General features: G+C 66.7%; 25 protein-coding genes. 17 read left to right on the top strand and 8 right to left on the bottom strand.

What is annotated here, in order from left to right; all coding sequences use genetic code 11:
* Positions 1 to 3: 3 nt before the first annotated feature.
* The 8 genes from BLT64_RS15595 (at position 4) to BLT64_RS15560 (ending at position 10,768) form a co-directional block, all read left to right on the top strand.
* On the top strand, positions 4 to 981 hold the full coding sequence (locus tag BLT64_RS15595; RefSeq protein WP_011751345.1) for an ABC transporter substrate-binding protein: 978 nt from the start codon (positions 4 to 6) through the stop codon (positions 979 to 981).
* Positions 981 to 1,751: an ABC transporter ATP-binding protein gene (locus tag BLT64_RS15590; RefSeq protein WP_011751346.1), complete on the top strand. Its 771-nt coding sequence runs from the start codon at positions 981 to 983 to the stop codon at positions 1,749 to 1,751. Before BLT64_RS15595 ends, BLT64_RS15590 begins: the two co-directional genes overlap by 1 nt.
* A 241-nt stretch (positions 1,752 to 1,992) precedes the next feature.
* Positions 1,993 to 2,493, top strand: a complete 501-nt coding sequence (locus BLT64_RS15585) for a sigma-70 family RNA polymerase sigma factor (protein WP_011751347.1) — start codon at positions 1,993 to 1,995, stop codon at positions 2,491 to 2,493.
* Between the two features lies 1 nt (position 2,494).
* Positions 2,495 to 3,451, top strand: a complete 957-nt coding sequence (locus tag BLT64_RS15580; protein WP_011751348.1) for a FecR domain-containing protein — start codon at positions 2,495 to 2,497, stop codon at positions 3,449 to 3,451.
* A 130-nt stretch (positions 3,452 to 3,581) separates the two neighbouring features.
* Positions 3,582 to 6,107 carry a TonB-dependent siderophore receptor gene (locus BLT64_RS15575; protein ID WP_011751349.1) on the top strand — a complete coding sequence of 842 codons (2,526 nt, stop codon included), beginning with the start codon at positions 3,582 to 3,584 and terminating at the stop codon, positions 6,105 to 6,107.
* A 307-nt stretch (positions 6,108 to 6,414) separates the two neighbouring features.
* A complete protein-coding gene (locus BLT64_RS15570; RefSeq protein ID WP_128493108.1) occupies positions 6,415 to 7,608 on the top strand; it encodes an efflux RND transporter periplasmic adaptor subunit in 1,194 nt (397 codons plus the stop codon).
* A complete protein-coding gene (locus BLT64_RS15565; RefSeq protein WP_232290646.1) occupies positions 7,605 to 9,551 on the top strand; it encodes an ABC transporter permease in 1,947 nt (648 codons plus the stop codon). Before BLT64_RS15570 ends, BLT64_RS15565 begins: the two co-directional genes overlap by 4 nt.
* Positions 9,552 to 9,613: 62 nt before the next feature.
* A complete protein-coding gene (locus BLT64_RS15560) occupies positions 9,614 to 10,768 on the top strand; it encodes a YncE family protein (RefSeq protein ID WP_011751352.1) in 1,155 nt (384 codons plus the stop codon).
* A gap of 90 nt (positions 10,769 to 10,858) precedes the next feature.
* Here BLT64_RS15560 and BLT64_RS15555 read toward each other — a convergent pair whose 3' ends face one another.
* Positions 10,859 to 11,305, bottom strand: coding sequence for a VOC family protein (locus tag BLT64_RS15555; RefSeq protein WP_011750740.1), 447 nt, complete (start codon positions 11,303 to 11,305; stop codon positions 10,859 to 10,861).
* Between the two features lie 24 nt (positions 11,306 to 11,329).
* Positions 11,330 to 11,725: a VOC family protein gene (locus tag BLT64_RS15550; RefSeq protein ID WP_011750741.1), complete on the bottom strand. Its 396-nt coding sequence runs from the start codon at positions 11,723 to 11,725 to the stop codon at positions 11,330 to 11,332.
* 104 nt (positions 11,726 to 11,829) lie between these two features.
* Here BLT64_RS15550 and BLT64_RS15545 point away from each other — a divergent pair, with 104 nt between their 5' ends.
* Entirely contained in the window at positions 11,830 to 12,300 is a 471-nt protein-coding gene (locus tag BLT64_RS15545; RefSeq protein ID WP_041530749.1) for a MarR family winged helix-turn-helix transcriptional regulator, read from the top strand.
* Between the two features lie 21 nt (positions 12,301 to 12,321).
* Here BLT64_RS15545 and BLT64_RS15540 read toward each other — a convergent pair whose 3' ends face one another.
* Positions 12,322 to 12,681 (bottom strand): ArsR/SmtB family transcription factor, encoded by a 360-nt coding sequence (locus BLT64_RS15540; protein ID WP_011750743.1) that lies wholly within the window; start codon positions 12,679 to 12,681, stop codon positions 12,322 to 12,324.
* 48 nt (positions 12,682 to 12,729) lie between these two features.
* Here BLT64_RS15540 and BLT64_RS15535 point away from each other — a divergent pair, with 48 nt between their 5' ends.
* The 3 genes from BLT64_RS15535 (at position 12,730) to BLT64_RS15525 (ending at position 15,372) form a co-directional block, all read left to right on the top strand.
* Positions 12,730 to 13,176, top strand: coding sequence for an SRPBCC family protein (locus tag BLT64_RS15535; RefSeq protein ID WP_011750744.1), 447 nt, complete (start codon positions 12,730 to 12,732; stop codon positions 13,174 to 13,176).
* 141 nt (positions 13,177 to 13,317) lie between these two features.
* Positions 13,318 to 13,731 (top strand): VOC family protein, encoded by a 414-nt coding sequence (locus BLT64_RS15530; RefSeq protein ID WP_011750745.1) that lies wholly within the window; start codon positions 13,318 to 13,320, stop codon positions 13,729 to 13,731.
* 138 nt (positions 13,732 to 13,869) lie between these two features.
* Entirely contained in the window at positions 13,870 to 15,372 is a 1,503-nt protein-coding gene (locus BLT64_RS15525; RefSeq protein WP_011750746.1) for a hypothetical protein, read from the top strand.
* 114 nt (positions 15,373 to 15,486) lie between these two features.
* Here BLT64_RS15525 and BLT64_RS15520 read toward each other — a convergent pair whose 3' ends face one another.
* Positions 15,487 to 15,912, bottom strand: a complete 426-nt coding sequence (locus BLT64_RS15520) for a VOC family protein (RefSeq protein WP_011750747.1) — start codon at positions 15,910 to 15,912, stop codon at positions 15,487 to 15,489.
* 293 nt (positions 15,913 to 16,205) lie between these two features.
* Positions 16,206 to 16,640: a MerR family transcriptional regulator gene (locus BLT64_RS15515; RefSeq protein WP_217633916.1), complete on the bottom strand. Its 435-nt coding sequence runs from the start codon at positions 16,638 to 16,640 to the stop codon at positions 16,206 to 16,208.
* Between the two features lie 89 nt (positions 16,641 to 16,729).
* Here BLT64_RS15515 and BLT64_RS26885 point away from each other — a divergent pair, with 89 nt between their 5' ends.
* Both BLT64_RS26885 and BLT64_RS15505 read left to right on the top strand, forming a co-directional pair.
* A complete protein-coding gene (locus BLT64_RS26885; RefSeq protein WP_011750749.1) occupies positions 16,730 to 17,347 on the top strand; it encodes a hypothetical protein in 618 nt (205 codons plus the stop codon).
* A gap of 67 nt (positions 17,348 to 17,414) precedes the next feature.
* On the top strand, positions 17,415 to 18,362 hold the full coding sequence (locus BLT64_RS15505) for a bifunctional helix-turn-helix transcriptional regulator/GNAT family N-acetyltransferase (RefSeq protein WP_011750750.1): 948 nt from the start codon (positions 17,415 to 17,417) through the stop codon (positions 18,360 to 18,362).
* A 149-nt stretch (positions 18,363 to 18,511) separates the two neighbouring features.
* Here the strand turns inward: BLT64_RS15505 and BLT64_RS15500 are convergent, their stop codons facing one another.
* From BLT64_RS15500 to BLT64_RS15490, 3 genes are all read right to left on the bottom strand, one after another.
* Positions 18,512 to 19,273: a class I SAM-dependent methyltransferase gene (locus BLT64_RS15500; protein ID WP_011750751.1), complete on the bottom strand. Its 762-nt coding sequence runs from the start codon at positions 19,271 to 19,273 to the stop codon at positions 18,512 to 18,514.
* Positions 19,263 to 19,754: a MarR family winged helix-turn-helix transcriptional regulator gene (locus BLT64_RS15495; RefSeq protein ID WP_041530754.1), complete on the bottom strand. Its 492-nt coding sequence runs from the start codon at positions 19,752 to 19,754 to the stop codon at positions 19,263 to 19,265. The genes BLT64_RS15500 and BLT64_RS15495 overlap by 11 nt, the downstream gene beginning before the upstream one ends.
* A 144-nt stretch (positions 19,755 to 19,898) precedes the next feature.
* The gene (locus BLT64_RS15490; protein ID WP_011750753.1) at positions 19,899 to 20,936 is read right to left on the bottom strand and encodes an AraC family transcriptional regulator; all 1,038 of its coding nucleotides are present in this window, start codon (positions 20,934 to 20,936) and stop codon (positions 19,899 to 19,901) included.
* Between the two features lie 391 nt (positions 20,937 to 21,327).
* Between BLT64_RS15490 and BLT64_RS15485 the strand changes: the two genes are divergently transcribed.
* From BLT64_RS15485 to kce, 3 genes are read left to right on the top strand one after another with little or no spacing between them, the layout of a single operon-like run.
* Positions 21,328 to 22,905 (top strand): sodium:solute symporter family protein, encoded by a 1,578-nt coding sequence (locus BLT64_RS15485; protein WP_011750754.1) that lies wholly within the window; start codon positions 21,328 to 21,330, stop codon positions 22,903 to 22,905.
* Positions 22,902 to 23,969 (top strand): ketopantoate reductase family protein, encoded by a 1,068-nt coding sequence (locus BLT64_RS15480; protein ID WP_011750755.1) that lies wholly within the window; start codon positions 22,902 to 22,904, stop codon positions 23,967 to 23,969. Before BLT64_RS15485 ends, BLT64_RS15480 begins: the two co-directional genes overlap by 4 nt.
* Positions 23,962 to 24,891: a 3,5-dioxohexanoate:acetyl-CoA acetone transferase gene (gene kce, locus BLT64_RS15475; protein WP_011750756.1), complete on the top strand. Its 930-nt coding sequence runs from the start codon at positions 23,962 to 23,964 to the stop codon at positions 24,889 to 24,891. The genes BLT64_RS15480 and kce overlap by 8 nt, the downstream gene beginning before the upstream one ends.
* Positions 24,892 to 24,895: the final 4 nt, after the last annotated feature.

Genomic DNA, 24,895 nt, shown 5'->3' with positions numbered 1-24,895 from the left:
GCCATGACCCTTACCCTTCGCAGCCTCGCGCTGACCACCGCCCTGGGCCTTTCCTTCGGCACCGCCGCCCAGGCCGAGGTGACGATCCGCTACCTTGCCAGCCATGGTGGCCTTGCCCCGCACGAACTGGCCGACGAACTCGGCTATTACGACGAGGCGGGGATCAAGCTGGAGAACCTCGGCTATGCCTCGGGCGGCCCCGAGACGCTGATCGGCCTTGCCGGCGGCAGCCTCGACCTTGGCAGTGCCGCGACCTCGGCTGTGCTGAACTCGATCATCGGCGGCAACGATTTCGTGGCTGCCTATCCGACGCAGGGCATCAACGACGACGTGCAGTCGATCTTCTACGTGCTGGAGGACAGCCCGATCCGCTCGGTCGAGGATATCGCCGGCAAGACCATCGCGGTGAACACCCTTGGCGCCCATCTGGACTACACCATCCGCGAGGCGCTGCATCAGAAGGATCTGCCGCAGAATGCCGCGAACCTGATCGTCGTGCCCGGGCCGCAACTGGAACAGGTGCTGCGCTCGGGGCAGGTGGATGTCTCGGCCTTCGGCTACTGGCAGACCACCTTCGAGGGGGCGGCGCGCCAGACCGGCGGCCTTCGCGCGGTCTTCGACGATACCGACGTGTTGGGCGAGATCGCCGGCGGCTTTGCCGTCCTGCGCCGGGACTGGACCGAGGCCCATCCCAAGGAGGCTGCGGCCTTTGTCGAAGGCGCGGCACGGGCGCTCGACTGGGCGCGCGAAAACCCCGAGGAAGCCAAGGAGGTTCTTGCCAAGGCGCTGGCCGAACGCGGCGAGAACCCCGAGGTGGCGCAGCATTTCGCCGGCTACGGCGTGCGCGAGGGCGGGCTGCCGGTCGAGCGCGACATCCAGTTCTGGATCGACGTGCTGGAACGCGAGGGCAAGGTCGAGAAGGGCAGGCTCAAGGCCGCCGACATCCTGCTGGTCAGCAGCCGATCCGTGGCGGTGAAGTGATGGGTATCCACCAGTCCCTTCTGCGCGGAGAGGTCAGGGTGCGCGGCCTTTCCAAGTCCTATTCGCTGAATCGCAACGCGCTTTCGGTCCTGCGCGATCTGGATCTGGACGTGAACGGCGGCGAGATCCTGGCCATCGTCGGTCCTTCGGGCTGCGGCAAGACCACGCTGCTGCGGATTCTGGCGGGGCTCGAAACCCCCGATCGCGGCAAGGTGCTGATCGACGGTCGTCCCGTCGCCGGGGTGGGGCGCGAGCGCGCGGTGATCTTTCAGGAACCGCGCCTGCTGCCCTGGCTGACCGTGCTGGACAACGTCGCCTTCGGGCTGGAGGTGCGCGGCATCCCGGCCGCCGAGGGTCGCGAAAGGGCGCGGCACTATCTTCGCCTTGTCGGCCTGGCCAGGTTCGAGGCGGCCTGGCCGCGCCAGCTTTCCGGCGGCATGGCGCAGCGCGTGGGCATTGCGCGCGCTCTGACGGTGCGACCGGGGATCCTGCTTCTGGACGAGCCCTTCGGTGCGCTGGACGCCATGACCAAGATGACGATGCAGGAGGAACTGGCCCGCATCTGGCGCGAGGAACGGGTGACGATGATCCTTGTCACCCACGACCTCGAAGAGGCGATCTTCCTTGCCGACCGGGTTCTGGTGCTGTCGAAGGACAGCACTGATCCGGCACGGCTGATCGATGTCGACCTGGCGCGTCCGCGCGACCGCAGCGAGCCGGGCTTCGTCGCCATGCGCCGCCGCCTGATGGCGGAGTTCGGCCTGCATTGACCGCCGGGCCTTCGTCTTGCGGCGATGCCGCGATGGTGAATCGCCCGGCTGTCGCCCGGATGGCATGGAATGGCCATCCGGGCGCAGATTGCGGCTCGGTTGTGGCATGAAATCGACAAATGCGGCGGATTTCGCAGATTCTCCGTCGCTGCGGATGCCGCGGACTGGAAATACCTTTGCAATATAGTAAGGATTTTTCACCCGGAACCGTTCCGGCAGCGAGACGAGGTGCGGAGGCAGGGTGTCGGCCGGCGGGAATCCCAGATGCGAGCTTCACGCGCTTTATGCCGACCATCACGGCTGGCTGCATGGTTGGCTGCGCCGTAAGCTGGGCGACAGCGGCGATGCGGCCGACCTGGCCCACGACACGTTCCTGCGGCTGCTTGCATCGCGGCGTTCGCGACTGGGCGAACGGCCCCGCGCGCTTCTGACCCATATCGCCAAGGGCCTGCTGGCCGATCACTGGCGCCGCCAGAGGGTCGAGCGGGCCTATCTGGACACCATCGCGCATCTGCCGGCCGTCCAGGTTCCGCCGGCCGAGGAGCGGTTGCTGGTCATCGAGGCGCTGACGCGGATCGACGCGATGCTCGGGCGGCTGCCCGCCTTTACCCGCGAGGTCTTTCTGCTCGCCCAGTTCGACGGGCTGACCCTGCAACAGATTTCCGAACGGACGCAGGCTCCGGTCATCACGGTCAGGCGGCATATCCGCAAGGCGCTGCTGGCCTGCATGGAGGCCGCCTGACATGTCGGGACCGCCCAGGGCCGAATTGCTGGAGGAAGCCGCCGACTGGGCGATGGCCATGCGATACGGCGCCCCCGGCGAGGTCGACGGTGCAGCCTTCGAGCGCTGGCTTGCCCAAAGCCCGCAGCACGCCGCGGCTTGGCAGCGGGCGCAGGCGGTGTTCCAGACCTTCGAGCGGGTGCCGCGCGGGCTGGGCAAGGACGTGTTGCGGGCCATGGAGCCGTTACCCGGCCGGCGCCGCGCGCTGGGTGTGCTGGGCGGGGCCCTGCTTGTCCCTTCGGCCGGGGTCATGGCCTGGCAGCAGCCCTGGCAGAAATGGGGCGCCGACGTGGCCACCGCGGTCGGCGAGCGTAGGGCGCTGGCCTTGCCGGACGCCTCGCAGCTTGTGCTGAACACCGACAGCGCGGCGGATATCGCCTTTACCACCGCCGAACGGCGTATCCACCTGCGCGCCGGCGAGATTCTTCTGACCACGCATCCCGATCCCGCTCCGGTGCCGCGCCCGCTGCTGGTCGAGACGGCTTTCGGCGAGGTCCGGGCGCTGGGAACCCGCTTCAGCGTCCGGCAACTGGACGGCGATCTGGTGCGTGTCTCGGTCTTTCGCCATGCGGTCGAGATCAGGCCGCGGAACGCCGCGCCCCATGTCCTGCATCAGGGCGAACAGGCGGATTTCGACAGCAACGGCGTCAGGCCGCCGGCAACGGTCGATGAAAGCGCGGCCATCTGGGAACAGGGCATGCTGCTGGCGCAGGACATGCGCCTTGGCGACGTGATCGCCGAAATGGCGCGCCATCGCCGTGGCGTCCTGCGCTGCGATCCCGCCGTGGCGGCGATTCTGGTGTCGGGGGCGATATCGCTTTCGGACACGGATGGCGGGCTGGCGCTGCTGGAGCGGACCCTGCCGGTGCGCATCCAGCGCCGAACGCCTTGGTGGGTGGTGGTCGCGCCGCGCAGCTGAAGGCCCGGCGCTTTTTTTCGCCGCCGAGGTGATCACTTTTCCGATCTCGTCCGGTGAACGGGGAAAGGGTGCCAGCCAGAGGTGATTTCAGCACGCTGCCCTTCCTCCATTCCAGACAGGACGAAGCAGCATGAACTCTCTTACCTGCGTGCCGGTGGCGGCTGCCCGCGCCCTCGCGTTCTCGACCGGCCTGGCCGTGCCGCGCAATGCCCTGCGGGCGCTGCTGATCGGCACGACCCTTGGCGCCGCGATCACCGCGCCCGCCTTCGCCCAGGCGCGCGACTATGCCATCGGCCCCGGCCGGCTCAGCGACGTGCTGGCGCGCTATGCCGCCGCCTCGGGCGTGCAACTGGTCTATGAACCCTCGGATCTGGCCGGAATACGCAGCGCCGGGCTGCAGGGCAGCTATACGGTCGAGCAGGGCTTTTCGGTGCTGCTGGCCGGCAGCGGCTATCGCCTGCAGCAGGCGGGACCGGGAAGCTATGTGCTGGTGCGGCCGCCGGTGCAGGGTGCTGCGGTGCCGGCCGGCGAGGGCGCGGTGGTGCTGGATACGGTCACGCTGCGGGGCGGCGGCGCCACGACCGAGGGCAGCGGTTCCTATGCCAGCGGCGCGGCCAGCATCGCGCGCGGGGCGGATTCGCTGAAAGAGGTGCCGCAATCGGTGACCGTGGTGACCAAGCAGGCGCTGGACGACCAGAACCTGACCACCATGTCCGAGGCGATGGCCAAGGCGCCCGGCATCGTCGCGACCACGGACGGCATGGGCCAGCCGGTGTTCTATTCGCGCGGCTTCGTCATCGACAACTACCAGATCGATAATCTGGGCACGTCCTACGATTCGACCTTCAAGCCGGATTTCGACATGGCGATCTATGATCGGCTGGAGATCCTGCGCGGCGCCGAGGGGCTGTTCTCGGCAGCGGGCGAGCCGGGCGGCACGATCAACCTGGCGCGCAAGCGCCCCACGGACGAGCTGCGCTCGGCTGTGTCCTTGGCCTATGGAAGCTGGAACAACCGTCGGCTCGAGGCCGATATCGGCGGCCCGCTGGGGTTTGACGGCAAGCTGCGCGGCCGCCTGGTCGGCGTCTGGCAGGACCGCGAATATTTCTACAAGCCCGCGGATGAGGAAAAGCGGGTCCTCTACGGCATCCTAGAATACGATCTGACGCCTTCGACCACGCTCAGCGCCGGCGTGAGCTACCAGCGCCAATACGGCACCATGTGGCAGCGAGGCTTGCCGACCTATGCCGACGGCAGCCAGCTTGGCCTGCCGCGCGACGTGGCGCTGACGGTGGACTGGGCCAAGCGCGAGCAGACCATCCGCGAGCTTTTCGCCTCGGTCGAGCATCGGTTCGATTCGGACTGGACGCTCAAGTTCAGCGCCGCGCGGCAACGCTTTGATTTCGATTACCTCAACCTCAGCCTCGGCGGTCCGATCGATCCGTTGACGGGTTCCTTCGGCGCCCCGGACGCATTTTCCGAAGACGACGGTAACCACTCGGACGGGGTGGACCTGAGCCTTTCGGGCCGCTTCGATGCCTGGGGCCGGGAATACAAACTGACGATGGGTGCCGACTGGCGGCGCAGCTACGGCAAGCAGATGCGCAACCGCGTTGGCACGGCGTTTCCCGATGGCGAAATCGGGGTGGACGACTTCCCCGGCCTGGATCTGCCCGCGCCGGTGCGGGGCAGGGCCGGATCCGGTTGGCCAACATTCGGCAGCAAGCAGCAGGGCATTTATGCCCGGCTGGACATGCAGGCGACCGACAGGATGCATGTCATCGTCGGCGGCCGTTATGGCAGCTACAGGCATTCCGAGATTGAGGAGAGGTATGACGAGGATGGCAACGTCACCTATCGCGACACCAGCTGGCGCTGGAGCGAAAACGGTATCTTCACGCCCTATGCCGCCGTCACCTATGATCTGACGCCCGACTGGACCGCCTATGCCAGCCTGACCGAGATCTATAAGCCGCAGGGCAACACCTTTGCCGGCCCGCCCGATAACCCGACCCAGTTGGACCCGATCACCGGCCGCAACTACGAACTGGGCGCCAAGGGGGCCATCATGGGCGGTGCGCTGAACGTCTCGGCGGCGCTCTATCGCATCGAGCGCAAGGGCGAGAAGGTGGTGGACCCCCGCTATGAGGATGAGCCCCGCGACTATTACCTGCCGCTTGGCGAGATCGTCAGCCAGGGCATCGACCTCGAGGTCTCGGGCGAGGTCGCGCCGGGCTGGCAGGTCTTTGCGGGCTATACCTACAACCATAACGAGAACAAAAGTGAGAATGACGTCTATCACGCGTTGACGCCCAAGCACATGTTCAAGCTGTGGACGGACTACACCCTGCCGGGTGACTATTCCAAATGGACCGTCGGCGGCGGCGTGACGGTGAAAAGCCGGCACGCGAACAGCGGCACCTATTGGTTCATGACCCCGGACGGCTGGACCCAGCCGGAATTCGAGATCAGGCAGGGCGGATACTCGGTCTGGGATGCGCATGTGCAATACCAGATCGCCGAGCAATGGGCGCTGGCGCTGAACGTGAACAACGTCTTCGACAAGACCTATTATGCCACCATCGGCACCCCGGGCGGCGGCAATTGGTATGGCGAGCCGAGGAATGCCACGCTGACCCTGCGGGGGCGGTTCTGACCGTGCCGCGAGCCGTTGGCCGGGCCAGTTGCGGCCCGGCCCAACGCGCCGGGACCGAAGCGCCCGGTCGGGCCGGTTGCGCTTTGGCCGTCGCGGTCCTAGACAGCGGGGATGCCATGCACAGGCCGCCCGACCCCGGTTGGCGGCCGCCTGCGTTCGGGAAATGCGGCGCGCTCCCGGACCCTTGCAAAGCCAGATCACGGTATTCTTTGCGGGGAGTTCCCAGGCTTGCATCATTGCCGTCGACGCGCTTCCGCCGGATCGCATCTCCTTGTCTTCAAATCCGGGCATCGAATGGACCTCGTGCATGAACGCGCTCTTGCAGTCCGAGACTGACCTGCCGCCGCCGCTGGCGATGCCCGTGCAGGGGCCGGCCCGCCAGGGGCGCCGTGCCCTGCTTGCAGGGCTGGTGCTGGCTGCCCTGGCGGGGGGCGCGGGCTGGTGGCTCTGGTCCTCGCCGCCTGCCGTTCACTACGACACCGCGCCGGTGATCCGCCGCGACCTGGAGAACGCCGTGACTGCCAGCGGCCGGATCGAGCCGGGCGCCTATGTCGATGTCGGTGCGCAGGTTTCGGGTCAGTTGCGCCGGCTGCATGTGGCCGCCGGAGACCGGGTCGAGGCCGGGCAGTTGCTGGCCGAGATCGACGCCGAGGTGCAGGCGGCGCAGGTCGAGGGATTGCAGGCCGAACTGGCCCGGCTGGCCGCCGAGCGCAGCGAATTGCAGGCCCAGCTTGCCTTTGCCGAACGGCAGGCGGGGCGGCATTCCTCGCTGGCCGGGCGCGCCAGCAGCCGCGTCACGCTGGAAGAGGCCGAGCGCGACCGCGACGTGCTGCGCGCGCGGATCGAGGCGCTCGACGCCACCATCCGCCGCAGCCGCGCCGCGCTGCGCGCCGAGGAAGCGACGCTGGCGCGCTCGCGCATCACCTCGCCCATGGCCGGCACCGTGGTCGCCGTAGAAGCCCGCGAGGGCCAGACGCTGAATGCCAATTACGACACCCCGGTGATCCTGCGCATCGCCGACCTCGCCACCATGACCGTGCGCAGCGACGTCTCCGAGGCCGACGTGGTCCATCTGCGGCCCGGAATGCCGGTCTGGTTCACCACGCTGGGCTTTCCCGACCGCCGGCATCGCGCGACGCTGCGGCAGGTGTTGCCCGCCCCGCCGGTCAAGGAGGAGGAAGGCGCCAGTTCGGTCGTCACTTATGTCGCGCTGTTCGACATTGCCAATGCGGGGGGCGAGTTGCTTTCGGGCATGACCGCGCAGGTGTTCTTCGTCACCGAAAGCGCGGCCGACGTGCTGGCCGTTCCCGTTTCCGCGCTGGACGACGACGGCAGCCTGCGCGTCCAGACCCCCGGCGGCGCGCTGGAAACCCGCCATCCCGCAACCGGGATGCGCACCCGAGCCCATGCCGCGATCCTTTCGGGATTGGCTGAGGGCGAACATGTCGTCACCGGCGAGCGCCCCGCCGAAGGCGAGCCGCTGCTGAGGATCGCGCCGTGACGGATGATCTGACGGCTGACATGCCGCTGATCCGCATCCGGGGCCTGCACCGGGTCTTTGGCGAGGGCGCGGCCCGCGCCCATGTGCTGCGCGGCATCGACCTTGACATCCATGCCGGCGAGTTCGTGGCCATCGTCGGCACTTCGGGCTCGGGCAAGTCGACGCTGATGAACATCCTCGGCCTGCTCGACCGTCCCTCGGCCGGCAGCTATCACCTTGCCGGGAAGGACGTGGCGCGGCTGTCGCGCGATGCGCGGGCGGGGCTGCGCAATCGGCTCTTCGGCTTCGTCTTCCAGCAATACAACCTGATCCCGACGCTGACGGCGCTGGAGAACGTGGAACTGCCCGCCAGCCATGCCGGCGCCGCGCGCGAGGCCCGGCGGGCGCGGGCGGCGGCGTTGCTGCGCAGCCTGGGCCTTGGCCACCGACTGACCGCGCGTCCCTTGCAGATGTCCGGCGGCCAGCAGCAGCGGGTCTCCATCGCGCGGGCGCTGATGAACGGCGGTGCGGTGATCCTTGCGGATGAGCCGACCGGCGCGCTGGATGCCGAGAGCGGGCGGCAGGTGATGCGGCTGCTGTCGGATCTGGCGGGCAGGGGCCATACGGTGATCCTGATCACCCATGACACCGACATCGCCGCCCGTGCCGGACGGGTGATCCGGGTCGGCGAGGGGCGCATCGCCGGCGACAGCGGCACCCGCGCGGCCGGGCCCGCGGTCCCGGTGCTGCCGGAAACGACCGGCAGCCGGTCAGCCTTCCTGCATGCCCTGCGCGAGGCCGCGCGCTCGGCCTTGGCGGCCATCGGCGCCAGCCCGGTGCGCACGGCGCTGACGTTGTCGGGCATCGTCATCGGCGTGGCCTCGGTCGTCGCCATGCTGGCCATCGGCCGCGGCGCGCAGGAAGAGTTCGTCAAGCGCGCCTCGGCCATCGGCACGAACTGGGTGGTGGTCGGCTCGGACCAGGATACGCGGATGCCGCGCCGGCCGCTGACCCTTGACGATGCCATGGCGCTGAAGGGCCTGCCCAATGTCGCGGGCGTGATGCCGGGCCGCTGGGAACAGGCGACGGTTCGCGCCGGCGCCTTTTCGATCGATACCGACATCATCGGCACCGACCGCGATTTCCGCGGCGTGCATGGCTGGGACGTGGTGCGAGGCAGCTTCTTTTCCGAAGCGGACGAGCGCGGCGGCAGTCCGGTTCTGCTGCTGGGCTCGACCGTCGCCGGGACGCTGTTTCCCGATGGGCGCGACCCGACGGGCGAGTTCGTGTTTGTCAACATGTCGCCGTTCCTGGTCGGCGGCGTGCTGGAATCCAAGGGGCTGAGCGAGAACGGCAGCGACCGCGACAAGGTGGTGGCCATGCCGCTGCGCAGCCTGGAAAGCCGGGTCTATGGCCCGGGCGAGCTGTCGGTGATCGTCGTCGCGTTGCAGGACATGGCGCGGCTGGACGAGAGCAATGCGCTCTTGCGCGAGGCGATGATCCGGCGCCACGGGACCGAGGATTTCTGGCTGGCCGATGCGGCCGGCGCCTTTGCCGCCGCCGAAGCCGACCGCGCCTCGCAGAACCTTCTTCTGGGCGCCGTTGCCACAATCTCGATCTTCGTGGGCGGCATCGGGGTGATGAACATCATGTTCATCACCGTGCGCGAGCGCACGCGCGAGATCGGCATCCGTTCCGCCACCGGCGCTGCGATGCGCGACATCCTGGTCCAGTTCCTGACCGAGGCCACCGTGCTTTCCGCCCTTGGCGGGCTTGCCGGGCTGGCGCTGGCGGTCGGCATCGGCGCCGTCGCGGCCCTGGGTCTTGGCATGCCGGTGGTGTTTTCCGTGACCGTCGCACTGGGTGCGCTTGCCGGCGCGACGGCGATGGGCGCCGCATTCGGCCTGGTGCCGGCGATCCGCGCCGCGAGGCTCAGCCCGGTGGAGGCGCTGGCAAGCCCTTGATGTTCCCGCCCACCTTTCCGTTGATCTGCCGCTGCCTGCGGCCCACGAACAGGAGAATGACGATGACCCCCAAGACCCGGACGAGATGGCGCATGGCGCTGCCCGCTTTGATGGCACTGGCCCTGGCCATGCCCGCCGCCGCGCAGGATGCGCCGACCGAACCCGCGGCCCTGACGGCGGCCCAGTTCGCCCCCGCGGTGATCCGCACCGACAGCATCGCCGGCGCCTATGAGGTGGTGCATTGGGCCGAGGCGGGGCTGGTCTTCGTCGCCTCGGTGCCCTCCTTCGACAAGGGCTCGGCGGGCTTCATCCATGTGCTGGACGCGAACGACCTGCGCCCGATCCGCCGGATCCAGCTGCCGCGCCGGCCCTTCGCGCTGGCGCTGGATCGCAGCGCGGGGCGGCTCTATGCCGGCAATACGCTGGACGGCTCGCTGACCGTGATCGATGCGCGGGGCGGGCAGATCCTCGACACCATCCAGCTCGGCCAGCCCGAGGGCGAGGGCTTCGAGCATACCCGCATGATCGTGCTGGACGAGGAAAAGGGCCTCGCCTTCGTGACCAGCCCCGGCCGCAAGGGCGTGACCTGGATCGTCGACACCAGGGCGGGCGAGTTGCTGCACCGGATCGAGGGCGGGCTCTGGACCGCCGGGGCGGCCTATGACGCCGGGGCAGGGCGCTTCTATGCCGGCGGCGGCGGCATCGAGGAGATCGCGGTGATCGACGCCGCCAGTGGCGAGCGGGTCGGTGCGATCTCGACCGGCGACACGACCGAAGAGGGCGAGGACGCCTCGCAGCATTTCTTCGTCAATCTGGCGATCGATGCCGAAGGCCAGCGCCTGTTCGCGGCCGATGCCGACAAGGGCGCGCTCTACGTCTTCGACATCGCCAGCGGCAAGGTTGCCGCGCAGGTTCCGGTCGGCCCCGGTACGCTGGATGTGGCCTACAACCCGGCGCGGTCCGAGATCTATGCCACCTGGCGCGGGGAAAAGGCCGGCACCGGCGGGTTGGCGGTAATCGATGCGGGGGACTATGCGGTCAAGCAGCGCCTGTCCCTGCCGACGAATCCCAACAGCCTTGAGGTCGGCGAGGACGGCCGGACGCTGTTCGTGACGGTGAAGGCGCCGCATGACAAGGAGCATCCCGATTATCGCGAGGGCGCGATGGATTCGGTGATCCGGGTTGACCTGGAGCGGTTGGGCGAGGGCGGAGAATAGCCCCGCCTGATGTCGAGAGCGACCCGCCGGCAATCCTATCGCCGGCGGGATCGTCCGGGCTCGGCCCTGGCGGAGCTTCAGGTCACGGGATCAGCCCTGCGAAGGCTGCCAGCCGGCCGAGGGTATGGTGTTGATCATCCACGGGACGCCGAAACGGTCGATCAGCGAGCCGAAGCCGGGTGACCAGAAGGTCTCGCCGAAGGGCATCACCGCCTTGCCGCCTTCGGACAGGCGGTCGAACCAGCGCCGGCCCTCGTCCCCGTCCTCGGTATGCAGGGTGACGTCGAAGCCGTTCTTGGGCTTGTCGATATTGGGAGCCCAGGCCGCGTCCATATCGGCGCCCATCAGCGCCTGGTCGCCGACCTCAAGCCAGCAATGCATCAGCCAGGTCTTGTATTTCTCGTCGGTGATCGGCATGCCGGGCGGGCCGTCGCCATAGGGCATGGCTGCGGTGATCTTGCCGCCCAGCACCTCGGCGTAGAACTCGAACGCCTCGCGGCACTGGCCCTGGAAGCTCAGGCTGGTCACGATCTTCATTGTCGTCTCCTTTCTTTCGCCGCGTCATGCGAGATTGAGTTGCCAGGACACGCCGAAACGGTCGGCGACCCAGGCGAAACGCTTGCTGAAGCCGTAGTCGCCGGGCGGCATCAACACCTCGCCGCCCTCCGAAAGCGCGGCGAAGAGCCGTTCCTGTTCCTCGCCGGACGCGCAATCGACGAAGAAGGACCAGGAGGGCGTGAAATCGAAGGCGTGCTTGACCGGGCTGTCGCTGGCCAGAACGCTCTGCCCGGCGGCGGTGAAGCGGGCCAGCTTGATGCTGCCCTCTGCCCCCGGCTCGTCCTTTTGCCAGCGCGTGACATCCAGCACCTCGCCATCGTCGAAGAGCGAGACATAAAGCGCCATCGCCTGTTCGGCATGGCCGCCCTGGAACATCAGGAATGGCTGCATCGCGGTCATGGCGACCTGGCTCCTTTCGCATCGGGTCCCCTGGCGGCGCCGATTGACGCGGCCTCATGCAGGTTGATATCAACGTATGGAACCCGCCGCTGTCAACCTTTCAGATGCCCGCTGCTGTCGACCTTGCCTTCGAGACCACGCTCATGGTGCGCGACACCTGCCTGTGCCTGCATGCGCAGCGGGCGGCGCGTGCGCTGGCGCGACGCTTCGATATCGCGCTGAAACCGGCGGGCATTTCCAGCGGACAGTTCTCTTTGCTGATGTCGCTGAACCGGCCGGAGCCGCCGACCCTTGGCAGCGTGGCGGCGCTGCTGGCGATGGACAGGACCACCCTGACGGCCAATCTCAAGCCGTTAGAACGTCGAAGTCTTGTCGAAACGGCGCCCGATCCGGCGGACAGGCGCGCGCGCCGGCTGCGGCTGACGCCGGCCGGCCGGGCGGTCCTGGGCGGGGCGGTGCCGATCTGGCGGCGACTCCATGCCGAGATCGAGGCGGCGCTGTCAGACCCGGACCAGTTGCGCGCTGATCTGAACCGGCTTTCGGAGTTCGGGCGTCAGGACGGGTTGGCTGGCTGATGCCTCCGCGGGCGGCATGGGCTAGCCCGGCAGGGATTCGTCGCGATTCTGCGGTTGCCTGCCTTCGACCTCTTGCCTCAAGCCGTTGAGCATCTGGGCTGCATATGCGGCATAGGGGCCGATCCAACGTTCGTGCAGGGCATGGATGGGCAGCGCGTCGAGGTGATTCCACCTTTCGCGCCCCCGCCGCTCGACCACGACCAGCCCGGCCGTCTCCAGCACCCGCAGATGCTGCATGACCGTGCAGCGATCCAGTTGCGGCAGCGCCTCGCACAGCCCGCCGGTGGTTTTCGGCCCGTTCTTCAGCAGGTCCAGCAATTGCCGGCGCGCCCGGTGCCCCAGCGCCTTGAACAGCGCATCGTCCTGATCTTCGGTTGACATGTTATAAATTTATAACATAATTGAGCAGAGGACAAGGAGGAATGTCGCATGGAACTGAAATTCACCGTCGGCGGCCGGATCGCGAAGCCGGTCGCGGAAGTGTTCGAGGCCGTCGTGAATCCCGACAGGCTGTCGAAGTTCTTTACCACGGGCGGGGCGAAGGGGCGCCTGGTCGCCGGCGCCGAGGTGACTTGGGATTTCCACGATTTCCCCGGCGCCTTCCCGGTGCTGGTGCAGGAGGTCGTGCCGAACGAGCGGATCGTCCTGCAATGGGAGGCCGAGGGCGAGCCACGGATCTGGACCACCGTGACCATGACCTTCCAGCCGCTGGAGGACGGGCGCACACTGGTGCGGATCAGCGAATACGGCTGGCCGGACAGCGAGGCTGGGCTCAAGAGCTGCCTGGGCAATTGCGAGGGCTGGACCGGGATGATCTGCGCCATGAAGGCCTGGCTTGAACACGGCATCAACCTGCGCGAGGGCTTCTATAAATAGCCGCTGCCTGCAGGTGCCTGCCCTGTTCCGTCGTCGGGTCCCGGGCGGTCCGGCGCCGGACCCGCTTGCCCGGCGACATTTTCTTCAAGACGGTGACGGTGGCAGCATGTCATTCTGGATCATCCATCAAAGGAGGAACGCATGATGCCTGAGGCTCCGCGCATCTATCCGACCTTCCGCTTTCGCAATGCGGCCATGATGATCGAATGGCTGGAACGGGCCTTCGGCTTCACCACCCATGCGAAATACATGGAGGGCGACAAGGTCGCCCATGCCGAGCTGGCCTTCGGCTCGTCCATGATCATGTGCGGCGGCGACAGGGACGACGCCTATGGCGAGATGGTGGGCCGGCCGTCGGGGCAGGGCGGCAGGTCGCTTTATATCGCCGTGGACGACGTTGACGCGATGTTCGCCCGCGCCCAGGCCGCCGGCGCGGTGATCGAGGAGGGGCTGACCGACCGCGATTATGGCAGCCGCGAATTCATCTGCCGCGACCCCGAGGGCAATCTGTGGTGCTTTGGCACCTGGTGGCCGAAGGTGGACGAAAAGGCCTGAGAGGCGACGAGGAGCCGGGTATTCAGCCGCGCGGATGGGGTCAAGAACGCGGTTGCCCTTCAAGACGTCCTTCTGTCATCTTCCTGTCCTGGAAGTTCTGCGAAAAGACGACGAACGATTGCGAAGGAATATTAGAACATGTTTTTGAGACAAGGCCTTGTTGCATTTCTGGCGATCTGCCCGGTCTCGGCTGCCTGGGCGGTGCCCGCCACCGAGGAAGGCGCCCTGCGGCTGAGAGGCGTTTTTCAGACCTATTTCGGCGGCACCGAGGGCGTGGTCAGCGTCACCCCCCAGGGCGAAAGCTATGAGCTGAGGATCGACCCGGCGCCGCTGCTGGCGCAGGTCCCCGCCGAGCAGGCCCAGGTCAGCGTTTCGGCCCTGACCTATCAACTGACCGACAATGGCGACGGCAGTTGGGGCGTCAGCGAGGATCAGACGTTCAGTTGGTCGGTGGTGGTGCCCAAGATGTTCGAGCAGAAGGGTTCGACCAAGGTCGAATCCACCGGCATCTGGGACGAGGCGCTGATGAGCTTTCGCGAGCAGACATCGGTGATGACGGATTACGTCATCGACTCGGTGCAATATGCGCCGCCGCTGGCACCCGATCCCGAGGCGGAGGCGCAGGAACCGCCGGCCGAACCGCAGGTCATATCGCGCGATCACCAGCGCACCGCACGGATGGAGATGTCCCTGACCGGCGCGCCCGGCAAGGCCGGCGGGGTCGACCAGGCCATGAGCTTCACGGCCGAGGGGCTGGAGCAGTCGCAGGAAATCCTGATGGGTCCGGGCGGCCAGCCGATGCAGATCCAGATAACCGCGCCCAGCTATGACGGCAGCGGCCAGATCACCGGCGCGCGCACCGAAGGCATGCTCTCGCTGCTGGCCTGGTTCGTCGCCCATCCCTCCGGCGAGTTGATCAAGGGCTCGCAGGACGCGCTGCGCGACAAGCTCAGCGCTGCCATGCCGCTGTGGGACGATCTGTCGATGGATGCGACGGTGCGCGACCTGAAGATCGGCTCTCCGCTGGGCGAGTTCGGCCTTGCCTCGACCAAGGTGACGATCGGCATGTCCGGGGCCACCCCCGACGGCCGCCTGCAAGAGCAGGTCGCGCTGTCGGGCGTGACCGTGCCGGAAGGCGTGCTGCCGCCGTGGGTGGCGCCGATCCTGCCGCAAGAGGTGACGCTGGACTTCACCGCCTCGGACTTCGATCTTGCTGCGCCGGCCAGGATGCTGATCGAGGGCTTCGACCTGACCGCCGAGGAGCCCTTCGCCAAGCTGGTCCCCGAGCAGTTGCAGGCGGCCTTGCTGCCCCGCGGCTCGTTCGATCTGAAACTTGCGCCGTCGCAGATCAAGGGCGACGGCTATCAGATCGACTATCGCGCCGATGTCGCGGCGGGGCCGGCCGCGCCGCCCTCCGGTTCGGCGCTGATCACGGCGACGGGGCTCGACAAGGTCGAGGAGGCGCTGGCCGCAGCCCCGCCCGAACAGGCCGGCCAGCCGCTGATGATGCTGCGCATGGCCCGCGCCATGGCCAAGCCCGGCGCCAGCGGCGAGAATGTCTGGGACATCCAGATGCCCGAGGGCGGCGGCCCCTTCACCGTCAACGGCCAGCCCATGGGTCCGGCCACCTCGCAACCCTGATCCAGACGGCCCCGCCGGATGCGGCGGGGCTGCGCAACCTCGTGCAGAAACGGGGCGGACCTTCCCTTGCCCGACATGCCGGGCAAGGGTCCAGGAGCATTGCGCCGCCGATGGTCAGGCATCCGCAGGGGGCAATTGCGGGTTCCAGACGATTTCCCACAAATGCCCGTCGGGGTCGCGGAAATACCCGGCATAGCCGCCATAGAACGTCTCTTGCGCGGTCTTGACGATATCGGCGCCGGCGTGCTGCGCCGCCCGCATGATCTCGTCGACCTCTTCCCTGCGCAGGACGTTGTGGCCGATGGTAAAGGCGGTCGGACTGACCGGACGCTTCGGCAGGCCGCTGTCGTGGGCAATATCGTCTTGCGCCCAGATCGCGAGCTTGAGCCCGCCCGACAGGTCGAAGAACGCAACCGCGCCATGCTCGAACTCGCGACCGACGATGCCTTCGGTCGGCAGCCCAAGGCCGTCGCGATAAAAGGCAAGGGATCGTTCAAGATCGGCGACGCCCAGCGTCAGGACGGAAATTCGTGGCTTCATGTCGACACCCCGCTATCGGCGCCTGCACCACGCACGCGCCTTGATAGTCTTGGGCCGCTACCCTTGCAGCGGAAGGACCCGCATGGCGGGGGCCGGGCCAACCTTCCCGAGCCTGACCTGTTTCAGACCGTGACAGGATGACCCCCGGAAAGGGTTCTGTCACGCCTTTTCCTGGGGGACGCGGAACTCCCTCGCCATCCTGCCCTTCGCGCTGGCGGTGCTGCCGGCCGAGCTGGTCCATATCCGCCAACTGTCGCTGCTTGGGCGGCGAGGTAAGGCAATCCGGCCGAGGGTCAGCAGGCACCGTCCTGTCGCTGTGTCGCAAGATCGCCCAGGATCACGCATTCGGCTGCAGGTCCGCCGGCGCATTCGACATCGCAGCGCCGGACGAATGCCTTGAGGCTCCTTTCCAGTTCGCGCATCTCGGCGATCTTGTCGCGCAGGCTGCCAAGATGGAATTGCGCCAGGTTTCGCGCCTCGAAGCAATCGCGGTCGCGGCTGGTCGAAAGGGCGACCAGATCGCGCACCTGCCCGACCGAAAAGCCGAAGTCGCGACAGCGGCGGATAAAGTTCAGCAGCCCGACATCCTGCCGGGAATAGACCCGCCGGCCGCCCGCGCTGCGCGCGGCCTTGGGGATAAGGCCGATCTGCTCATAGAACCTGATCGTCGGCACGGTGCACCCGGACCTTTCGGCCAGTTCGCCGATCGTCAGGTCATGAATCTTCACCGCTTCGTGTTCCATGACCCGCTTGCTCCTCAAGTTACTTGAGGAGGTAGCCTTCGGATATCCACCGATCAAGACCGGAAGGTCCGCAGATGAAACCCATGACGACCGCACTGGCTATCGGAGGTGCCTGCGCAGCCTGTTGCGCTGTGTCGCTGCTTGCCGGGGCAGGACTTTTTGCGGCCGCCGGAGGCGTGGCCTATCTTGGCGGCGCAGCGGGCATCGCCTTGGCCACCGCTGGTGCTCTGGTCTGGCATGCGATGAAGCGCCGGACCTTGTCGAGAGGGAACGGTTGCGCCGCCCCTGCCTGCGGCTGTTCCGTCAGTCCCGATGCGCCTGATGACAAGGCAATCGCCTGCACGCTGGGCGGCGATGATTTCAAGAACCGCGCCGCATGGATTCGCGGTATCGCCGAGCGTCACCTGAAGCGCTCGCTGCGCTCGCCGCTGACCCTCTTGCTGGTCTATGGCAAGGCGGCTGCGGCCGATCTGCGCGAAATGGTGCGCAGAGAGCGAGAATGCTGCGCCTTTCTGAGATTCGAGCTTGCAGAGGACGAAGATGAGGTGTGCCTGCTGATCACCGCCCCGGAAGCCGCGCGCGAGGCCGCCGGCTTTCTGTTCGATCACTTCGCGCCGCAGCTTGCTGGCCTTGAAGCACGATCCGACAGAGGTGCGGCCGATCCGATCTCCGATCAGCCGGCAGGACCGTGAAATATCTTGCTCGGTGCGTCAGGCATCTTTATGTTGCCAATGGCAATACATTGGATCCTCTCGCAACATGGGCACATCTTCAACCCTGGCGGTCGAACCCGGCGACATCGCCGAGGTCCGGCGCTTCAACCGTTTCCACACGCGGCTTGTCGGGGCGCTGAACGAGCACCTTCTGGCCTCCTCCTATTCGCTGCCGCAGATGCGCGTCCTTTACGAGATCGCCACCGCCGCCCCGGATGCCGCGCCATCGGCGCGTGAGCTGGGCGATGTTCTGCGGGTCGATACCGGCTATCTCAGCAGGATCATCGCCGGGCTGGAAAGCGAGGACCTGCTGGAGCGCCGGTCCAGCCCGACCAATGCCAAGCGGCTGGAACTGCGACTGACCGATCACGGCATGGCGGAATTCGCCAAGCTGAACGCCGCCTCGGCCGAGGAGGTCAGGACGCTGCTGGAGCCCTTGTCGGCGACCGGGCGCCGGCAGTTGGTGGGCGCGATGGCGCGCATCCGCCGGCTTCTGGGCGACGGCCCGCAGAACCGGACCTTCATCCTGCGCGACCCCGAGCCCGGCGATCTGGGCTGGATCACCCATATGAACGGCCGCATCTATGCCGAGGAATATGGCTGGGACTGGACCTTCGAGGCGCTGGTCGCCGAGATCGTCGGCAGGTTCGCCAGGGAGTTCGATCCCCAAGGCGAGAAATGCTGGGTGGCCGAACTGGAGGGGCAGGTGGTCGGTTCGGTCATGGTGGTGCGCGAGGACGAGGAGACCGCGAAACTGCGGCTACTCTGGGTGGACGAGGCGGCGCGCGGCCTCGGGCTTGGCCGGCGGCTGGTCGAGGAATGCCTGCGTTTCGCCCGTGCGCGGGGCTATCGGCGCATGATCCTGTGGACCAACGACGTCCTGGTCTCGGCCCGCCGGATCTATCAGGCGGCAGGGTTCGAGTTGATCGAGGAGGAAAGGCATCGCAGCTTCGGCAAGGATCTCGTCGGTCAGGTCTGGGCGCGCGTGTTGTGAAGCGTGCGATGGCTGCCGCCCGAGGGCGCGAGAGGCCGGCCGGCTGAAGCGCTTGCGCGGCGAAACCGATGCACCCCTTGGATGAAGCGCAAGGCGATGGCCTATACCGCCGCTTTCATTACTGTGGCGCAGGCCGGCGGCAACGGCGTTCACAGGCGTCCGATCCTCATGTTGATGGGCCAGCTCACCCGGCGTGCCTGGCCCGGGTCCGCCCAGATCCGCGAAAAATCCCGCACGAAGGCATCCAGGATCTCTGTCCTCCCGGCCTCGCCGACCCGGCGGACCGCCGACCAGGTCGAGACATAGCCGAGAAACTCGCCCAAGCTCCAGTCCCGCTCGATGGACAGCGCCGGCGCCGGCAGTTCGTCGAAGGGAAAGTCCATATCGGCATAGCCGCGATCCACCAGCTTGCGCTCCGGCGGCCAGAACGGGCCGATCTCGTCGTGATAGAAGCGGGCGAAGCGCTCGTTCAGCGGCTGGTCGTCAAGGCGCAGGACGCCATAGCTGATCAGCGCGATCACCGCATCCGGGGCCGCGAGGCGGCGGGCCTCGGCATAGAATGCCGGGCGGTCGAACCAATGGGCGGCCTGGGCGGCTGCGATGAGATCGGCGCAGCCGTCGTTCAGCGGGATATCCTCGGCCGGGGCGCAAAGATAGGTCACGCGCTCATGCGCCGCGGCATTCTCGACCTGCTCGCGGCTGGGGTCCAGGCCGATCACCTCGCCGAAATGACCGGCCAGTTGCACGGTCAGCTGGCCGGTGCCGCAACCCACGTCCAGCGCCCGCCCGGTCCCGGGCGCGATGGCCGCAAGATGCGCCGCGAGCGCCAGTGGATATTCGGGGCGGAACAGGGCGTAGTTGCGCCCGTCCCGATCGAACCAGTTGGTCCGGGCTGTCGCGTCAATCGGCATGATCTGCTGGGCTTTCCTGTTCAATGGCGGCCCGCTCCAGCCGGGCCGCGAATCCCTTGCGCTCAAGCGCGTCGGCGGCTTTCGCGAGGATCTGCCGCAGCGGGTGGCCGATCTCGGTCTCAAGCGCCTCGATCGCCGCGAATGTCGCCTGCCAATGCGGGCGCAGCGAGGCAAGCAGGGCCTGGCCCCTTTCGGTCAGGCGCAGGCTGCTCTTGCGCCCGTCCCCCGTCCCTTCGCGGGCGAGAATGCCGTCCGCGACCATCAGCGCCACGGTCTGGCTGACCGCCCCCTGGGTCAGGCGGCTATGGCTGACGATCTCGGTAACGGTGGTTTTCCCCGCCAGGATCGCCCGCAGGATCGGGGTGTAGCGGGGCCGGTAGGAAAGGCCGAGGTCGCGATAGCGCCGCGACGCCCCGACATCGACCAGTTCGCCGACATATCGCAGCAGTTCGCCAAGACCGGGAGGGCGTTCCGTGTTCATGGTCATCCAGTTACATTAGTGCTAATGTAACTGCAACTCGAAAAGCCACGCAAAGCCTGATCGGCCCCAGCGATGCAGTCAGGCAAGAGGTTTATGTCATCAATCCCGCTCACGGCCCGCAAAAATGCCGCCGGATTGCGCAGATCACCGCCGAAGCTGTCCCGGTCCCTTGCCGGTCCAGCGCTTCAGGGCTTTCCGAAAGCTGGCGGCATCGCTGAACCCCAGGAGTATGGCGATGTCGATGGTGCTCATCCTGGTGGTTTTCAGATATTCGATGGCCAGCGAGCATCGAACGTCATCCATGATAAGCCGATACGTCGTTCCCTCTGCTTCCAGATGCCGCCGCAATGTTCGGGTGGTCATGTTCAACCTGTCCGCGACGGCTTCCATGGTCAGGAATTCACCCGGATGATCCATCAGGGTTCGATAGACATAGCCGGAGGTTCCGGCAGAGGTCTTGGCGCTTCCGATCAGCCGGTCGCATGTTTCCTGCACCAGCGCGGCGGTCAGCCGGTGCGCCATCTGAGGCTTCTGGTCGAGCAGGGCCGAGTCGTAGGCGAGCTCGAATTCTGGCTGATCGAAAAAACAGGGGCATTTGAGGTATCTGGAATAGATCTCGGCATGTTTCGGTGCCGGATAGGTGAAGCATGCCTTCAACGGCGGGCAACTGCGCCCTGCCACGTCCTCAAGATGCGTGACGTGCAGGCTGAACTGCTGTTCGATCAGGAATTGCCGCACGCTTTCCGACGGATTTCCGACGAATATGTTGGGAAAGGTCCAGACGACCGTATCGGGATTTTCGGTCCACTCGATCGAAAGAGGTGGGGTCGCCAATCGACGGTATTGCACGGCGAGCCTGAAATAATCGCGCAGCGTCAGGCAGGAAAGAAGGGCATAGCCATACATGCCGTAAGCCGACACATGCAATCGGGTCCCGACCTCGAAGGGCGTGGCGGCGTTGCAACCCAGCGAGACCGCGTTCATGCACACGATCATATATTGCCGCACCGATGTCAGCGCATAAGGGTCGTCGAGTTCGTCGGCGCCGATGCCGCTGCCTTTCAGGCTGTCCTCGGCTGGGATGCCCTGTTCCGCCAACACCTCGACCAGCGCGGCGATCTTGTAGGGGGCATACATGCGTTCATCGGGCGAGGGCAGCATGGATTGCGCGGAAATCCTCATAATGTCCTCTTGAGACACGTTCATGTCCGAACATGAACTTATGCGGTTGACCCTAACCCGTTAACCTACCGACTGCAATCGCACCTGCCGGGCGGGGTTCCCGGCGGAGATCGCAGGAGGATGAGGGAGGCTATGGCGCAGAAATGCGCCGGGGTCCGGTTTGCCGTGGGGCACCGCCCCAGCGTCCCAAAAGCATTGGTTCCGGGCCGGCGGGCCATGGCGCCGTTTCGAATGGAGGACGCATCGAATGTTGATCGCATTGAGTTTCTGGGGGGCGAGCATCGCTGTCTGCATAGTGGTTTCCTTATACCTGTGCAGCAGGATCGAGGTCTCCGGCGTTCGCCGTTGGGGCGCCACCGGCAAACTGTTCCGTTACGAATAAGAGGGCGCCATGAGCATCTCTTATTTCGTCGTTTTCGGCGGCTATCTGGCCTTTCTGACCTGGACCTGCCTCAAGAGCATGAAAGAGGTCGAGTCCCTGTCCGACTTCACCACCGGCGGCCACCGCATGGGGCTGCTGCTGGGCATCGGCACCTCGGTCGCGACCTGGGTCAGCGTGGCCTCGGTGATGGGCGTGCCGGGCCAGCTTTATCGCACCGGCGTCGCCGCGATCATCGGTTGGGTCGCGGGCTGGTTCCTGGCCACGGCGGTCATGCCGATCCTAGCCTACAAGGTGCGCCGGCCCGAATTGCCGGCCCGGACCTTTCCCGAATTCATCCGCATGCGCTTCGAGCCGTTCGAGCGCATCAGCGGGTTGCAGCTGATCGTCGCGGCGCTGATGCTGGTGGGCTATTTCATCTTCTGCCATCTGCAGGTCGTCGGTTTCGGCATCGTCTTCAACACGATCACCGGCATCCAGTATGAATATGCCATCTTCGCCTTCCTGGTCCTGCTGGCATTGACCTCGCTTGGCGGTTTCTGGTCGGTGGCGGCCACGGATACGCTGAACGCGGTGCTGATCCTGATCGGCCTTGCCTTCGGGACGGGCGCGATCCTTTACGCCTCCGGCGGGCTTGGCCCGATCCTCGATGCCGTGGCGACGACCACCGCGCCGACCAATGTCGGCGGCGAGCCGCTGGAGCCGGGCATCCTGCTGTCGCCCGCGGGCACATTCGGCTGGTCGGTGCTGATGGGGATCTTCATGTCGAACGCCCTGGGCGCCTCGGTCGCGCCGCACTGGATCAACCGCTTCATGGCACCCCGGAACAGCAAGGCCGCCGTGCTGCAGATGATGTGGACCGTGATCGCCCTGATCCCGATCTTCCTGTGCCTGATCGTGATCGGCCTTGGCGCCAAGGCGCTTTTGCCCAGCCTGCCCGCCGACAAGACCACCGATTACATCATGCCGCTGATCGTGCAGAACTACGCTCCGCCCTTCGTCGGCGCCCTGACGCTGATCGCGTTGCTGGCGGCGGCGGTCTCGACGGCGAACTCGATGCTGCTGAACTGCGGCACGTCGCTATACTACGACCTCTACCGCTCGCTCTATCCCGACCGCCAGTTCGACGACGAGCGTGCCACGCGCCATCTGCGCTACTCCGTTCTGGTTCTCGGCCTGCTCTCGGTGATCAGCGCGATCAAGCCGCCGGTGCTGCTGGCGATGGGGTTCACCTATGTCTATGGCGCGTTTGGCGCGGCCTTCATGTGGCCGGTCTGGTTCGGGCTGTTCTGGAAGCGGATGAACCGTGCGGGCGCCTATGCGGGCATCATCGTGGGTGTGGCGGCCTTCATCGCCGCCAAGGCGATGGGTGCGGACAATCCTTTCGTGGTCGGTGCCGGCCTGTCGCTGCTTGCCACGCTGGCCGGTGTCTTTCTCAGCCCGGCGCCTCCGAGGGAAGCCTACGAGGCCTATTTCGACGCCGAGGTCAGCCCCTCGACCCGCGCCGTCGCGCTGCGCATCCGCCGCGAAAGCGACCATGCGCATGAAACCCACGGCGCTGCACCGCTTGCGGGAGAGGCCAAGGCATGAGAGCCGCAATCATCGGTGCCGGATCGCTTGGCACCATCATCGGCGCATTGATGGCGAAAGGGGGGCGGCCGGTCGATCTGGTCGACACCAACCGCGAGCATGTCGATGCGCTCGATCGCGATGGCGCCCGCGTCACGGGCGAGATGGACCTGCTGGTGCCGGTCCACGCCCTGACCCCGGACGCGATGAGCGGGCAATACGATCTGGTGTTCCTGCTCAGCAAGCAGACCGCCAACAAGGCCGTGCTGTCGCATCTGCTGCCGTTCCTGCATGGCGAAAGCGTCGTCTGCACCTTGCAGAACGGCATCCCCGAGCCCTCCGTGGCCGCGGTCGTCGGGCAGGGGCGCACCATCGGCGGCGCGGTGGGCTTTGGCGCGACCTGGCTGGGGCCCGGAGTGTCCAGCCTGACCACGACCGCCGAGGCCGTGCGCAAGTTCGCCTTCGAGATCGGCGAGATGGACGGGGTGATCAGGCCGCGCCTGACCGGGGTGCAGGATTACCTGTCCTGCGTCGGGCGGACCGAACTGCTGGACGACCTGATGGGCATCCGCTGGTCCAAGGTGCTGATGAACGCGACCTTCAGCGGCATGTCCGCAGCGCTCGGCTGCACCTTCGGCGAGGTCATGGACGACCCGCGCGCGCTGCTTTGCGTGGCCTTCATCGCCGATGAGACGGTGCGCGCCGCCCATGCGGCGGGCCATCGCATGGCCCCCATGCAGGGCGAGGATTTCGAGCGTTTCGCACTCGCCTCCCCCGCCTCGGTCCTCGGGGTGCTGCCGCTGATCCGCAAGATATGGAGCCAGCATCGCCAGTTGCGCGCCTCGATGCTGCAGGATCTGGAGAAGGGCCGCGATACCGAGATCGATTTCATCAACGGCATCGTCTGCCGGACCGGGCGCGAGCATGGCCTGGCGACGCCCTTCAACGACCGCGTGGTCGAGCTGGTCAGCGGCGCGCAGGCCGCCCGCAGCGTCCCCGGCTTCTCGAACATCGACCGCTTCGACGATCTGCTGCGCCCTCACAGGGCGTTGCTCGATTCAATCTCGCGAGGAAACCATGGCTAAACCCCCCGTCGTCATCACCTGCGCCATCACCGGTGCGATCCACACGCCGACCATGTCGGATGCGTTGCCCTATACGCCCGAGGACATCGCGGCGCAGGCCATCGCGGCCTCCGAGGCGGGCGCCGCGATCCTGCATCTGCACGCCCGCCGCCCCCAGGACGGCGGCGTGACCATCGACCCCGAGGCCTTCGCCGCCTTCCTGCCGCGCATCAGGCAATCGACCGATGCGGTGGTCAACATCTCGACCGGCGGCAGCCTGACCAACAGCATCGACGAGCGCATCGCCCCGGCGCTGCGCTTCTCGCCCGAGATGTGCTCGCTGAACATGGGCAGCATGAATTTCAGCTTCCACCCGCTGGCCCGGCGCTACGACACCTGGAAATTCGACTGGGAGCGCGACTACGTCGCCAGGTCCGACGGCAACATCTTCCGCAACACCTTCGCGGATATCGAGAACGCGGCGAACCAGCTTGCCCCCCACGCCATCAAGTTCGAGCATGAATGCTACGATGTCGGCCATCTCTACAACCTGCGCTTCTGCATGGATATCGGGCTCTTCAAGGCGCCGGTCTTCATCCAGTTCATCTTCGGCATCCTGGGCGGCATCGGTCCCGAGGTGGACAACCTGGTCTTCATGAAGCGCACCGCCGACCGGCTGTTCGGCGACGACTATCGCTGGTCGGTGCTGGGCGCGGGGGGCGCGCAGATGCCCCTGGCCACCACCGCCAGCCAGATGGGCGGCAACGTCCGGGTGGGGCTGGAGGATTCGCTGCTGATCGCGCGCGGCAAGCTGGCGGAATCGAACGCCCAGCAGGTCGCCAAGATCCGCCGCATCATCGAAGATTTGGGCAGCGAGGTCGCGACCCCCGGCCAGGCGCGCGAGATCCTTGGCCTCAAGGGCGCCGATCGGGTCGGCTTCTGAGGCG

The sequence above is a fragment of the Paracoccus denitrificans genome, from assembly GCF_900100045.1.
GTDB classification, from domain to species: Bacteria; Pseudomonadota; Alphaproteobacteria; order Rhodobacterales; family Rhodobacteraceae; genus Paracoccus; species Paracoccus denitrificans.
This window is presented reverse-complemented; position numbering and strand designations above follow the sequence as displayed.

Excerpts from the sequence above, each read along its gene's own strand:
- BLT64_RS15595 (WP_011751345.1), top strand. The coding sequence starts at position 4 with ATGACCCTTACCCTTCGCAGCCTCGCGCTGACCACCGCCCTGGGCCTT.
- BLT64_RS15590 (WP_011751346.1), top strand. The coding sequence starts at position 981 with ATGGGTATCCACCAGTCCCTTCTGCGCGGAGAGGTCAGGGTGCGCGGC.
- BLT64_RS15580 (WP_011751348.1), top strand. The coding sequence starts at position 2,495 with ATGTCGGGACCGCCCAGGGCCGAATTGCTGGAGGAAGCCGCCGACTGG.
- BLT64_RS15575 (WP_011751349.1), top strand. The coding sequence starts at position 3,582 with ATGAACTCTCTTACCTGCGTGCCGGTGGCGGCTGCCCGCGCCCTCGCG.
- BLT64_RS15570 (WP_128493108.1), top strand. The coding sequence starts at position 6,415 with ATGAACGCGCTCTTGCAGTCCGAGACTGACCTGCCGCCGCCGCTGGCG.
- BLT64_RS15560 (WP_011751352.1), top strand. The coding sequence starts at position 9,614 with ATGACCCCCAAGACCCGGACGAGATGGCGCATGGCGCTGCCCGCTTTG.
- BLT64_RS15555 (WP_011750740.1), bottom strand. The coding sequence starts at position 11,305 with ATGAAGATCGTGACCAGCCTGAGCTTCCAGGGCCAGTGCCGCGAGGCG.
- BLT64_RS15550 (WP_011750741.1), bottom strand. The coding sequence starts at position 11,725 with ATGACCGCGATGCAGCCATTCCTGATGTTCCAGGGCGGCCATGCCGAA.
- BLT64_RS15545 (WP_041530749.1), top strand. The coding sequence starts at position 11,830 with ATGCCCGCTGCTGTCGACCTTGCCTTCGAGACCACGCTCATGGTGCGC.
- BLT64_RS15540 (WP_011750743.1), bottom strand. The coding sequence starts at position 12,681 with ATGTCAACCGAAGATCAGGACGATGCGCTGTTCAAGGCGCTGGGGCAC.
- BLT64_RS15535 (WP_011750744.1), top strand. The coding sequence starts at position 12,730 with ATGGAACTGAAATTCACCGTCGGCGGCCGGATCGCGAAGCCGGTCGCG.
- BLT64_RS15530 (WP_011750745.1), top strand. The coding sequence starts at position 13,318 with ATGATGCCTGAGGCTCCGCGCATCTATCCGACCTTCCGCTTTCGCAAT.
- BLT64_RS15525 (WP_011750746.1), top strand. The coding sequence starts at position 13,870 with ATGTTTTTGAGACAAGGCCTTGTTGCATTTCTGGCGATCTGCCCGGTC.
- BLT64_RS15520 (WP_011750747.1), bottom strand. The coding sequence starts at position 15,912 with ATGAAGCCACGAATTTCCGTCCTGACGCTGGGCGTCGCCGATCTTGAA.
- BLT64_RS26885 (WP_011750749.1), top strand. The coding sequence starts at position 16,730 with ATGAAACCCATGACGACCGCACTGGCTATCGGAGGTGCCTGCGCAGCC.
- BLT64_RS15505 (WP_011750750.1), top strand. The coding sequence starts at position 17,415 with ATGGGCACATCTTCAACCCTGGCGGTCGAACCCGGCGACATCGCCGAG.
- BLT64_RS15500 (WP_011750751.1), bottom strand. The coding sequence starts at position 19,273 with ATGCCGATTGACGCGACAGCCCGGACCAACTGGTTCGATCGGGACGGG.
- BLT64_RS15495 (WP_041530754.1), bottom strand. The coding sequence starts at position 19,754 with ATGAACACGGAACGCCCTCCCGGTCTTGGCGAACTGCTGCGATATGTC.
- BLT64_RS15490 (WP_011750753.1), bottom strand. The coding sequence starts at position 20,936 with ATGAGGATTTCCGCGCAATCCATGCTGCCCTCGCCCGATGAACGCATG.
- BLT64_RS15485 (WP_011750754.1), top strand. The coding sequence starts at position 21,328 with ATGAGCATCTCTTATTTCGTCGTTTTCGGCGGCTATCTGGCCTTTCTG.
- BLT64_RS15480 (WP_011750755.1), top strand. The coding sequence starts at position 22,902 with ATGAGAGCCGCAATCATCGGTGCCGGATCGCTTGGCACCATCATCGGC.
- kce (WP_011750756.1), top strand. The coding sequence starts at position 23,962 with ATGGCTAAACCCCCCGTCGTCATCACCTGCGCCATCACCGGTGCGATC.